We start from the raw sequence: 13,319 nt of genomic DNA, 5'->3' as shown, positions 1-13,319 counted from the left end.
TTATTACCCTCGTTTCAATGCCTGAGTTTTTGTTAAACGTATTTCGTAATCGATTCGTAATAAAAATACAATAGCTGTTGACATAATGAGTAGGCTTGAACCTCCGTAACTAATTAATGGTAGTGTTAAACCTTTAGTTGGCAGCACGCCTGCTGTGGCCCCAACGTTTACTAACGTTTGCAAACTAAACCAAACACCAATCGCGCATGCAAGAAATCCCGAAAAGCATTGATTAATTTTTAATGCGTCTCGTCCAATCAGCATTGCTCGAAACGAGACAAAAAACAGCATGATTAATCCTATAAAAACACCAAGATAACCTAATTCTTCGCCAATAATTGAAAATATAAAATCTGTATGAGCTTCAGGAAGATACTCTAATTTTTGTATTGAGTTACCTAGCCCCTGCCCTAAGAATTCACCTCTGGCAAACGCCATTAAAGATTGAGTAAGCTGATAACCGCTGCCAAATGGATCGCTCCATGGGTTCCAGACAGAAATTATGCGTCGTATGCGATATGGCTCACTCAAAATTAAAATACTAATAGCAACAATGCCAGAGCTGATGATCGCTACAAACTGCCATACTTTTGCACCTCCTAAAAATAATACAGAGAGTGTAGTAATAAAGAGAACCACTACAGTTCCTAAATCTGGTTGAGCTAACAATAGCACTGCCAATATCAGCATAACACCCATAGGTTTTAAAAAACCCCAAAAATAATTCCGAACTTCATGAACTTTGCGCGCCAGATAATTAGATAGATAACAGAATAATGATAATTTAGACAATTCTGCAGGTTGAATACTGACAGGTCCTAAAGAAATCCAACGAATTGCACCATTAATTGAATTACCTGTTACTAAAACTAGAAATAATAGCGCAATTGCCATTAGTAACATACTACCACTAAAGCGTTGCCAAACACTCATAGGGATACATAATGTAATTCTAGAAACTCCAAGAGATAACAACAAATACAATGCATCACGCTTAGCAAAAAGAAGTGGATCTTCTACTAAGCGCTGGCTAACTGCTATTGAGGCTGATGTTACCATTATTAAACCTATGATTGTTAAACCAAGCGTTAACCATAGTAAGGTACGGTCATATAGCAACAGTATGTTCCTCTCATGGTTCTTCAAGATTACTATCTTAGTTCTGCATCAACACATTACAAAGCGGACTAATCTAATACACGCTATACGCATTAGCCAACCTCTCGTGCTATTTTAGTAAATAAGGCGCCCCGTTCTTCGAAATTAGTAAACTGATCTAGGCTGGAACAAGCTGGTGCTAAAAGCACTATATCTCCAGGCTGAACTTTAGAGGCAATTTCAAGCATAGCCTCGATCATTGTCTCAGTCTGAACTGTAATTTCTGGGCGTAATTTTGCAAATTTGTCTCTATCACGTCCAAAACAGTAAAGACGCAGATCTTTCTTCTGCAGTGGCTCGCTTAGTGGTGTTAAATCGGCTGACTTACTATCTCCACCAAGCAATAACCACAAGGTCCCATCAGGTTCTAAATTGTGTAAAGCTGCAGTGGTACTGCCAACATTGGTAGACTTAGAGTCATTAATCCATTGAACTCCATTTTTTTGATGTATGATCTGGAAGCGATGTTCTAGACCAGTAAAGCTAGTCAGTGAAGATAGGCTGATACCTCTTGGTATATGCAGTGCATCGGCTAAGGCCAATACAGATAGCGCATTAGTAAAATTATGCTTACCGGTGATGCGCATCTCGTTAATATTCAATACACTTTCTCCTAGAGCTTGCAACCAGGTACTATTATTCTGATTCTTGAAGTGATAATCTCCAGTATATACACCAAAACTACGATAACATGCATGGGCATTCCATACCGGTATAGTATTCGCATCATCAGCATTTACGAGACATAGTGTGGCGTTTTTGTAAATACGTAGTTTAGCAGAACAGTATTGCTGCATACCCAGTGGGTATCGATCCATGTGATCTTCGCTCACATTTAAAATAGTCGCTGCCACTGCTTGTAGACTGTAGGTTGTTTCAAGTTGAAAACTAGATAATTCTAAAATATATAGTTGTGCAGGTTGATTGAGCAATCTAAGAGCTGGAACACCAATATTACCACCTATGCCAACCATCCATCCCATAGATCTAGCCATACCCCCTAACCAAGATGTAACAGTGCTTTTACCGTTAGATCCGGTAATGGCAACAATCGGAGTCTGTGTTTCACGACAAAAAAGCTCAATCTCACTAATAATTTCAATTCCTGCGTGAGCGGCCATCATGAGAGATGGTTGCAAAGGAGAAATACCAGGGCTAATAATAATTAAATCGGAATTCATTAACCAGGAATGATTGATCTCACCTAGCCAATATTCAACATTTTCTGGTAGGGAATATAATAATGGAGGTTTGATACGCGTATCTATTACACGTGGTATAACGCCACGTGTAAGAAAAAAATCCACACACGCGCTTCCTGTCAGCCCAAGGCCAATGATAACGACTTTTGTGCCTGTATAGTTATTCACGCTCATCGCATCTTTAGGGTAAGTAAACTAATCAGGAGAAGAACAAGTGAGATAATCCAACATCGAACAATAATGCGAGGTTCTGGGTAACCATTTAACTCATAATGGTGATGTATTGGAGCCATGCAAAAAATACGCTGACCGCGCCATTTAAAGTATCCAACCTGCAAAATTACCGATACTGTTTCTATAAAAAACACTCCACCCATGATAAGAAGAAGAAACTCCTGGCGTAATAATATAGCTATAACACCAAGTGCTGAACCTAAAGCGAGAGAGCCAATATCACCCATAAATATTCGAGCGGGATAGGTATTAAACCATAAAAAACCTAAGCCAGCTCCGCACATTGCGGTGCAGATGATAACTAATTCGCTCGCGTTCTCTAAATAAGGAACATGTAGATATGCAGCATATTTTTCATTGCCTGTTGCAAAAGCTACTAGGGCTAATCCTATAGCGGTAAATACAGCAGGAACAATTGCTAAACCATCCAGCCCATCAGTGATGTTAACAGCATTACTAGTGCCGACAATGACAAAGTACGTCATTAAAAGATAGAACAAACCTAATTGTGGTACCATGCTTTGAACAAAAGGCAACACTAGAAAAGTGGTGTATGTTTCTTTACCTATTATGTACATTGCGATAGCAACTAATAGAGCAATAGCTGATTGCCAGGTGTATTTCCAGCGCGCTGGCAATCCTATTGTATCGTTATGTACTATTTTTTTATAATCATCTACGCAGCCGACAATACCATAACTTACTAGAGTAAACATTACAAACCAAACATATATGTTACATGGATTAGCCCAAATAAATACTGACAGGATAATCGCTACGAGGATTATGATACCACCCATTGTTGGTGTGCCGCTTTTACTAAAATGGGTTCTTGGGCCATCCATTCGCACAACTTGGCCATATGATAGCCTTTTAAGATAAGCAATCACATACGGGCCTATCCACCAAGACACTACAAGAGAAGTAAAAAAACTACAAATAGCGCGAACAATTAAATCAGAGAAAGCGCTAAAACCAGAATACAACATAACTAAATGTTCTTCTAGCAGGACTAACATACACCTTTCTCCTGTAAAATGTTAACTATTTTGTCCATAGATGAACTGCGTGAGCCTTTTACTAATAAAGTAATAGGTTGATGCTGTGTTAATAATTCATATGCTCTTTTTCCTAGTGATAAATGCTCTTTAAAGCATTCACCTACAGTGCTTTCACGCGCGATGAGCATTCCTAATGATCCTATGCTTAATACTTTATTAATACCTGCACCATGAATTAATCGACCTATCTGAGTATGATATAGAATTGCATCGTTCCCCATTTCTGCCATATCCCCAACAATCATGACGCGATAACCTGGTCTTTCTGATAGGACTTTTATAGCAGCGATCATAGAGCCCATATTAGCGTTATAGCTATCATCTATTAATAGCTTATATTTGGAAAAATATATCGGAAATAGTCGCCCGGGTATTGCTTTTATATGATATAAGCCCATTGCTATCGCATTGAGTGGTGCGCCAACAGAGAGCGCTAATGCGCTTGCAGCCAGTGCATTGGCAATTTGATGCTCCCCATGCAACGGTAGCGCTATTCCTATAGAGCCTTTAGGAGAATGTAAATTAAATACAGCACCGGATTTGCTATAAGCAATATCAGATGCATAAAAATCACTCTTGTTTATCTTATGAATTGAAAATCGCCAGATGGTTCTATCTTTAAGAACATGTTTCCAATTTGCTAAATCATGACTATCGTTATTGATAATAGCAGTACCGTGTAATGGTAAGTGATCTAAAATCTCTCCCTTAGCTTTAGCAATACCCGATAAAGAACCAAAGCCTTCTAAATGGGCAGGTGAAAGATTATTAATAAGTACGCTTTCTGGCTGTGTTAACTGAACGGTATAGGCAATCTCCCCTACATGGCTGGCCCCGAGCTCTAGAACAACGTACCGATGCCTTAGATGCAAAGCTAAGAGTGTAATTGGTACTCCAATATCATTATTAAGAGTACCAGAAGTAAATAATGTCTCACCACAGTGACGTAAAATAGCAGCAGTCATGTCTTTAACGGATGTTTTTCCTGCAGATCCTGTAATTGCTACAACTCTAGCATTAGACTGTTGACGTACCCATGCTGCTAGATCACCTAGCGCAATACGCGTATTCTTAACTACCACGCATGGAATTTTAAAATGTAAAGATTTACTAATCAAAAGACCAGCGCATCCTGCGTCTATAGCAGACTGAATAAAATCATGAGCATCGTAATGCTTCCCCTTTAAGGCTATAAAAAAGCTACCTGTTCGCATTTGACGTGTATCGGTGCTGATACTAGATATAGTAGTATCAGCACCATACAGGACCCCACCAGTAATATCTGCTACCCTTTGTAAGGTTATTGGAATCATTTCGGCTGCCTTAAGAGAGCTAAAGCTATCTTTTGATCAGAATAACTAACATTATCTTTTCCGAAAGTTTGATACTTTTCACTACCTTTACCAGCAATAAGCACAGCATCATCTATTTGTGCCTGTTCTATTGCATAAGTCACTGCCTGAACCCGATCAATTATCACATCGGCAGTTTCTGGATAGAGAAACCCACTTAATATATCATTAATAATCATTCTAGGATCTTCATTACGAGGATTATCGTTAGTAATAACTACAAAATCAGCAAGATGTTCAGCGATTCTCCCCATAATAGGGCGCTTACCTAGATCACGATCACCACCACAGCCAAAAATACACCATAATCTACCCTTTTTACAATATCGGCGTGTTTCTATTAATGCCTTTTCTAATGCACAAGGTGTATGTGCATAATCTATGACTACTGTAGGTTTTTCAATGAATCGAAAGATCTCCATACGACCAGTTACAGGGTGTAGCTGTCTTGCGGTACGCATCAAGACTTCTAAGGGGTATTCTAACGATAATAGAGTTGCTAAACTCAGCAAAAGATTACTAACATTAAAAGAGCCTATTAAATCTGTTTCTATGTATCCAGATCCCCAACTGGAGCTAAAAGTTATACTGGTACCGCTATTACCATAAGTAACTTTTTTAGCTCTTAACCATCGTTGATGCAAGTGACAGTAATTAGTATAATCTGCAGTAACATACACTGCATTGGGTAGTTTTTTAAGCCATCTTTGACCTATTATATCGTCAGCATTAATGATTAATTGTTTTATTTGATATTTAGAAAATAACTGCCATTTGCTATGTTCATAGCAATTCATATCTCGATGATAATCAAGGTGATCACGGCTGAGATTAGTAAAAACCGCTGCTGAGAAAGGTAAGTCTGCTACGCGATCTTGAGCTAGAGCGTGTGAGGAAATTTCCATACTTACTAAATGTACACCCTGCTTTACCAGTGAGTATAAAGTATTTTGTACTTTTATTGCAGAATCAGTTGTATTGTTTGTTAGAGCTAAGCGCCCATATAAACCATTACCCAGTGTGCCCATGATAGCGCTAACATCACCCAGTAGTTGCACCCATTGTGCTAACAGATGTGTAACAGTAGTTTTACCATTAGTGCCAGTTACACCAATTAGCTTCAACTGTGTACCTGGATTCTGATAAAAGCATCCTGCAATTTTTGAGAGACTCTGAGAGAGATTCTCTAGGTACACAACTGGAATACCTAGAACATATTGAATCTCTCCATGATTGGCATGACCTTTAGCTTCGGCAATAACTGCTGATGCGCCTTGAGAAATAGCTTCTGCAATAAAACCACGTCCGTCTGCTATATGTCCGTTAATGGCTACAAAAAGATCTCCTGACACCACTTTACGACTATCTAGAGTCATTTCCCGTAAAAGACAATGTGGTACATCAGGCACCCATGGTGCTAACAAGGTTTTTAGATTACGATATAACACTATTCGCTTCTCATTTTTTCTAGATTATTTAATTTTTGTACACTAAAGTTAGATACTGCATCAGGTTGTACTTTCATCGTATGAAGAACTTCGGTCATAATGCTACTAAAAACAGGAGCCGAGACAGCACCGCCGTAATATTGTCCAGATTGTGGATCATTAACCACAACAACTAGTGCAAAACGAGGATTACTAGCAGGCGCCACTCCAGCAGTATAAGCAATATATCGGTTAATAAATTTGCCATTTTTACCTACTTTTTTCACAGTACCTGTTTTAATAGCAACACGATAATCTTTTACGGCAGCTTTAATACCACAACCACCTGGAAGAGAGACGCTCTCCATCATGTGTAGTACAGTGCGTACTGTTTGATCAGGGAAGATTCTCTTACCTTCTATTGGAGTGGAAACTTTCATAATGGATAATGGACGATAAATACCATAACTTCCGAATGTTGCATAGACTCGCGCCAATTGTAATGGCGTTACCATAAGACCATAACCAAAAGAAAACGCAGCCCTTTCTATATTAGACCAGCGTTTTTTTTGAGGACAGAACCCTCTACTTTCTCCAATTAACCCCAGGCTAGTTGTTTTTCCTAATCCAAAGCTCGAGTAAGTATCCACTAATACATGTGATGGCATAGACAATGCCAGACGAGTAACACCAACATTAGATGATTTTTGTAAGACTCCAGTGAGTGTCAGTTCATGATATAATGTTACATCGCGAACTGTATGCCCATTAATTCGCAAAGGCTCAGTGTTTAATATACTATGCTCACTTGCCACTCTGCTCTGAAGTGCGCTTAAAACCACCATGGGTTTGACTGTTGATCCTGGTTCAAACATGTCAGTAATTGCACGATTACGCATGACATCTTGACTGACTCCATTTAAGTTATTTGGATTATAGGATGGGCTATTTACCATTGCTAGAACTTCCCCGGTATGAATATCCAGAAGAACTGCTGTACCGGATTCAGCTCTATGAAAAGATACCGCTTTATGTAGCTCATGATACACTTGTGTTTGCAGACCTACATCAATACTTAAAGTAAGGTTACTGGATTCTTGACAATCTACTAAGGGAATATCTTCAATAACCTGACCAAGACGGTCTTGACGAACTATCCGTGAACCAGGTTGTCCTGTAAGCCATTTATTAAAGCTTTTCTCAATGCCTTCAATACCTTCTCCATCAATATTAGTAACGCCAATTAAATGTGAAGTAACTTCTCCAGAAGGATAATAGCGACGTGACTCATTACGTAGAAAAATTCCTGGTAACTTTAGTCGTTGAATGTATTCACTAATTTCTGGGTCCACCTGACGTGCTAGATAAACAAATCGGCTTGATGGATTAGCGTTTATCCGTTCTTTGAGCTTATTTATTGAAATTGACAATACATTGGCTAACGCTTTCCAGTGGTCGTCTAAAATAATACCACCCTGCCTCTGTAGTTCTTTAGGATCCGCTAAAATAGCATAAACAGGTATACTAACTGCTAAAGGACGACCCTTGCGATCTGTAATCATGCCGCGTGATGTCGGAATGACTTGTATACGTAGTGAGCGCATATCACCTTCATGTACTAATCGCTCAGGATAGATCAATTGCAACCAAGCTAAACGAAAGAGTAACCCAATCGTCCCAAAGAAAATAAAACTACATAACAAAGTAAAGCGCCAATAAGAAAAACTACTCTGTTGTCCTATTTTTTTCAATCTCTGATTATATATATATTTTACTCTTTTCATCCCGCACACTTTGCCTTTACTGAACAGCCTTTACTAAAAACTATTATCTTCTAAATACATGTAATTATGTTATATCTGCTTACAGTAATGTCTGATAGTAATGATGTAATTAACTTGTGTATGCACTCAGTTGATTATAATAAAGTTCGGTATCTCTAATAAATCTTTAGTCTGAGTGCTATAGTCACTCTTCTTGTATTTTCTTTTTTTAGAAGGACGCGTATATAATTGGTTAACTACTAATCTAAATTGCTAGAAAAATCATTTTAGACCCGTTATGAAATAGATCACTTCAGTTTTATAGTGCATCAATGCTTGGAGCGTCGTAAAGAGACATGTTGTAGACTTATTAAACTATATTATGTATTCATAGCATAAATTATGAGGGGGTTAAGGTATTAGGGATGGAGTGTACTGAATAGTGTTATTGTGCGTTGTTATTCTTAATATTGCTTTACACAGGTAAACGCTGAGGTGATGACTCATTTAGAGATATATGCATGCAGTATCCTCAGTATTTCTATGTGTGGCTAAAAATTGATAGTATTGTTACTAATTTTATGCATGTATTTATCGGTTTAAAATACATATGTTATCAGCATACAGACTAAATTCGTATCTGCAGACTCTCATGTTATTTGAATACATATAATCTTTAGACAATAAGGTTAGATAAAGTTCTGCAGCAAAAGCACAAGAATAACATCTTTATTTCCATGCATGTTAGTAATTACATCACACTGATTGACTATTTAAAATAAAATATTTTAGTTATATATTCTTAGCTATATATACTATATATACTATTTTAGTATCGCCTATCTAGGTAAATGCACTAGGTAAACATATACACTCTCTAATGTATTTCACTCAGTTGGTACTTATATCTTCAGTTGCTCATTACATCATTCACAAGAAAATAGTTGTGTTGCTCAATTCTGTATATTTTGTTATTATACTATTAAGATTAATATAGTACACGTCCGTACCTATCTGAATGCGAAAAAACAGTCTTATACTTTTCTTTTCAATAATCAAAAAAATTAAATCTACCTGATAGTATCACAATCTACCTTGAGTATAGAGCTGAGTATAGAGTTAAGCTATAGAGTATATATTATACCAGAACAGGAATACATTTACCTATGCTCTCAATTATAGATATACTGAATTTTATAAAACAGAAAAATTTTTAATAATTTTAATAATTTTAATAATTTTAATAATTTTAAGTTATAGATTTACAATATGCAAGTGATATCAGTCTAAAAAGGTAACATCTTTTTAGACTGCGACTACAAATACTAAATGGTTTTAGTTTGAAATGATCTTTCTATTCGATATAAAACATAATCTTAACCGTTATAACATGACAGAATGATAGATATTTTTTAGCTGTAGGCTGAAACTTAAGTGATAGTGATAATGTATCTAATGTTATCAATGTTTATATATATACAATATATATTTGGTGTATGCTTGTAGAGATTCTTGAGTATCTAATGAGCAGATCGCTTATTCCTGTAACAATAATAGGGTCTAGTTCAGTTTTAAAAGAACATAGGGTTTAGCTATGAATCATATTAGTTATGTAGGTGATTGCTTAATTGTTTAACACAAAGCCCATGATATTGTTAAAAAATATTTTAGATTATGTTTTGTAGCATATAGCTCAACGTATCAATACAGCTGCGTGTATTTAAGTGTACACATACATATGCATCTTTAAATGTTTCAAAGATAAAATCTTTATAACTTAAATCTTGCTAACTGATTACTGTAACTATTACACAGTGACAGGTAATTAGGTTGGGTGATGGATAATTAGATGAATTCTGCCACTGATCAGAAGCATATAGTACAATAAAATTGTATTGAGACACACTCAGGGTATTCAAAAAAATTCATTAAAGACATTAAAGATAAGCATACTTATTTTGATATACAGGTACAAGCGTAGCAAGATTTAGCCTAACTGTCATTTTGATCTCTATAAAGTTTTTATCTCCATACAGTAAATAAGGTTCTCGACTCTAATTATAGAGTTATCTAATCTACCCGTCAGGTCTACCCGTCAGGCGCTAAAATAGCCAAAATACTCCAGATTTTTACAAATTAGTGTCATTTTAAATTAACAATTACGTTAGGTCTATATGGCATACGTCAATTCTTTCACTTGTCTGAACATATACAGTGGTTTCCTTGGAATTAAACAAAAGTTTTGCTTAATTAGATTAGATGAGATTCATATAATAAGGCGCACCAAACTTCTAGTATTGTTATCAGATAATAAATCAAAATACCCGATCTATAATATGACACACCTAATCTGTCTAACAAGAGATTATGGAATATTTTTATACGAAATTTAAGTGTTTTGCCTGAATACCAGTATAATTATCATTATAAAATAAAAATTTGGTACATATCTTCCGTAGTTCTTAATAAAATTATTCGTAGTTTCTACAAAAAGTATGTTATTAATACAAGAAATATTTCTCGTAATTCTATTTTATATACCTGGTTTTTTAATAATGCTTAAAATAAATAAAAACGTTAACACTAATACTACGGAAGGTCCTGCTGGAGTATCATAAAACGCAGAGAAGCCAAGTCCAGATGTTACTGCTAGTGCACCAATCAAGACGGCAAATAAGGCCATTTCTTCTGGGGATTGTGCGAATCGACGCGCAATAGCTGCTGGCATGATTAGCAATGAAGTGATAATCAATGCACCAACAAACTTCATAGATATTCCAATTGTAAGTGCTGTAATGATCATTAAAATCATTTTAGTACTTTGAATATTAATTCCGTCAACCTGCGCTAGCTCTGGATGCACTGTTAAAGAAAGAAATTTTCGCCAATTTAAGATAAGCACTAATAATACTAGTATGACTCCTATTGTAATAACCCATAGATCATTAGGCATGACGGACAGAAGATCACCAAATAGGTATGCAATTAAGTCAATGCGAACATTGGACATTAAACTAACCAAAACCAACCCCAATGATAAGGTGCTATGCGCTAAAATTCCTAGCAGAGTATCCAGTCCTAAATGTGGATAACGCTCAAGCCAAACTAATATTATTGATAAAAAAAGTGTTACAATAATCACTGTATAACAAGGATTAATATCAAGGAATAATCCAAGTGCAATACCAAGTAATGAGGTATGTGCTAGAGTATCACCAAAATAGGACATCCGTCGCCAGATAATAAATGAACCTAATGGACCAGCTATGAATGCTAATAATACTCCGGTCAACCAGCCTGGAAGCAATAGTTCAATCATTAACTGGTAACTCTCTTATGTATCGGGATATGTTATTAAAGATCATGATTATTCTTATCATTCTTGTGTCGATAAAAGGCTAGTTTTTTCGCCCGAACAGGACCAAACATTGAAATAAATTCTGGATGTTGTGATACAGATTCAGCAGTACCAGAACAACAGATATGACGATTTAGACATAACACTTCGTCAGTTTTAGCCATAACAAAATGTAAGTCATGTGAAACCATTAAAACACCACAATTGAAGTCATGCCTCAGTTGGTCGATCAGATCATAAAGTGCAATTTGGCTATTGATATCCACACCTTGAGTTGGTTCATCGAGAACTAGTAGTTTCGGCTGACTTAACAATGCTCGTGCGAGCAATACTCTCTGCATTTCGCCTCCGGATAATTTCTGTAGAGGGAATGCTATGAGATGTTCTGCCTGAACACGCCTTAAAGCAGGTATAATATCTATATATTTTACATTTGGTCGCAGTCGCATAAATCGACCTACACTTAAAGGTAGCGTAACATCTAGTAACATTTTTTGAGGAACGTAACCAATAGATAATTTCGAAAGACGATATACAGAACCAAAAGTAGGGCGGATCAATCCAAGAACTATGCGGACCAATGTTGATTTGCCAGCTCCATTTGGGCCTACTAACGTTAGTATGCGTCCTGATTCTAGATTTAGTGATATATTAGTTAGTGCCAAGCACTGACCAAGTTTTACTGTAACTTCTTTAATCGATATTAAGGTAGATATATTCATTATAATTAATGTAATATTGGACATATTGGCATATGATGCGTAGCCTGTTAATATGGAATGAATTATGGTCTTACATAAAAACTTGCGAAAAATTTCCATTCTGGTTTTGGCTATATTTATAGTATTTCTGTCATTCTCAACTAAAGCTACAATTATCGCCTCAATAAAACCATTAGGTTTTATTGCTGCATCTATTGCTGACGGTATCACTCGGGTGAAGATTCTTTTGCCAGAAGGTGTCTCTGTGCATAATTATGCACTACGTCCATCAGATATCAAAAATCTTAGAGAGGCAGACTTAGTAATTTGGGTTGGTCCTGATATGGAATCGTTTATGAAGAAACCTTTAAACGAATTACCGATACAAAATACTATCGAAATACATAAGTTACCTGGGGTACAGTCATTGCTGATACGTAATGAATTACACAAGGAATCTAGAGATAGCAATAAGTCTCAAAAAATCCAAGATAGAGGGCATTGTGCACATCATCAGTATGAACATTATCGCAATAAATATAACATGCACCTATGGATGTCACCCGAGGTTGCAATTCAGATAGCTACTGCTATTTATTTTAAATTATTAGGGCACATGCCCGAAAATCAAGATCAACTAAATACGAATTTGCAGTATTTTAAAGACTCCATCGTAACAATGAATAAAATAATTAATCAACAGCTTGGGCCATTAAAAGGTCAGGGCTATTTTGTTTTTCATGATGCTTACACCTATTTTGAAAAATATTATAGCCTAATCCCTGCTGGTTATTTCACTGTTAATCCAGAGGTTCAACCAGGTGCTCAGCGTTTACATCAAATACAGAGGCAATTGTTTTCAAAAAAAGCGAAATGCGTCTTTACTGAACCACAATTCAAACCAACCGTAGTAAAAGCGATCTCTAGAGGAACTAATGTTCGTTTTGGCACACTGGACCCTCTTGGCACAGACATACCGATAAGTAAAGATAGCTACGTCAAATTTCTTATAAAGTTATCTAATCAGTATAGTAGCTGTTTACAGGGGGATTAAATTAAGGGA

The 13,319-nt window shown here is 36.4% G+C and carries 9 protein-coding genes; 1 reads left to right on the top strand and 8 read right to left on the bottom strand.

What is annotated here, in order from left to right:
• Positions 1-3: 3 nt before the first annotated feature.
• The 8 genes from ftsW to znuC all read right to left on the bottom strand — a co-directional run bounded on the left by ftsW (position 4) and on the right by znuC (position 12,271).
• Positions 4-1,155, bottom strand: a complete 1,152-nt coding sequence (ftsW, locus tag CIPSTX3056_RS01945; protein ID WP_072666278.1) for a cell division protein FtsW — start codon at positions 1,153-1,155, stop codon at positions 4-6.
• 56 nt (positions 1,156-1,211) lie between these two features.
• Positions 1,212-2,528, bottom strand: a complete 1,317-nt coding sequence (gene murD / locus CIPSTX3056_RS01940) for a UDP-N-acetylmuramoyl-L-alanine--D-glutamate ligase (RefSeq protein ID WP_072666524.1) — start codon at positions 2,526-2,528, stop codon at positions 1,212-1,214.
• 2 nt (positions 2,529-2,530) lie between these two features.
• Complete coding sequence (gene mraY, locus CIPSTX3056_RS01935; RefSeq protein WP_072666277.1) at positions 2,531-3,613, bottom strand: phospho-N-acetylmuramoyl-pentapeptide-transferase; 1,083 nt, start codon at positions 3,611-3,613, stop codon at positions 2,531-2,533.
• Entirely contained in the window at positions 3,607-4,968 is a 1,362-nt protein-coding gene (gene murF / locus CIPSTX3056_RS01930) for a UDP-N-acetylmuramoyl-tripeptide--D-alanyl-D-alanine ligase (protein WP_072666276.1), read from the bottom strand. The genes mraY and murF overlap by 7 nt, the downstream gene beginning before the upstream one ends.
• The gene (gene murE, locus CIPSTX3056_RS01925; RefSeq protein ID WP_072666275.1) at positions 4,965-6,455 is read right to left on the bottom strand and encodes a UDP-N-acetylmuramoyl-L-alanyl-D-glutamate--2,6-diaminopimelate ligase; all 1,491 of its coding nucleotides are present in this window, start codon (positions 6,453-6,455) and stop codon (positions 4,965-4,967) included. Before murE ends, murF begins: the two co-directional genes overlap by 4 nt.
• The gene (gene ftsI, locus CIPSTX3056_RS01920) at positions 6,455-8,218 is read right to left on the bottom strand and encodes a peptidoglycan glycosyltransferase FtsI (RefSeq protein ID WP_072666274.1); all 1,764 of its coding nucleotides are present in this window, start codon (positions 8,216-8,218) and stop codon (positions 6,455-6,457) included. The genes murE and ftsI overlap by 1 nt, the downstream gene beginning before the upstream one ends.
• Positions 8,219-10,730: 2,512 nt before the next feature.
• Positions 10,731-11,516 carry a zinc ABC transporter permease subunit ZnuB gene (gene znuB / locus CIPSTX3056_RS01915; RefSeq protein WP_072666273.1) on the bottom strand — a complete coding sequence of 262 codons (786 nt, stop codon included), beginning with the start codon at positions 11,514-11,516 and terminating at the stop codon, positions 10,731-10,733.
• A 35-nt stretch (positions 11,517-11,551) separates the two neighbouring features.
• Positions 11,552-12,271 carry a zinc ABC transporter ATP-binding protein ZnuC gene (gene znuC / locus CIPSTX3056_RS01910; RefSeq protein ID WP_072666523.1) on the bottom strand — a complete coding sequence of 240 codons (720 nt, stop codon included), beginning with the start codon at positions 12,269-12,271 and terminating at the stop codon, positions 11,552-11,554.
• A 70-nt stretch (positions 12,272-12,341) separates the two neighbouring features.
• Here znuC and znuA point away from each other — a divergent pair, with 70 nt between their 5' ends.
• Positions 12,342-13,310 (top strand): zinc ABC transporter substrate-binding protein ZnuA, encoded by a 969-nt coding sequence (znuA, locus tag CIPSTX3056_RS01905; RefSeq protein ID WP_072666272.1) that lies wholly within the window; start codon positions 12,342-12,344, stop codon positions 13,308-13,310.
• The last annotated feature ends 9 nt before the right edge of the window (positions 13,311-13,319 follow it).

Source organism: Candidatus Erwinia haradaeae (genome assembly GCF_900698965.1).
Classification (GTDB): domain Bacteria; phylum Pseudomonadota; class Gammaproteobacteria; order Enterobacterales; family Enterobacteriaceae; genus Erwinia_E; species Erwinia_E haradaeae_A.
The sequence above is the reverse complement of the archived record's forward strand: the minus strand, read 5'-3'. Positions and strand labels throughout refer to the sequence as shown.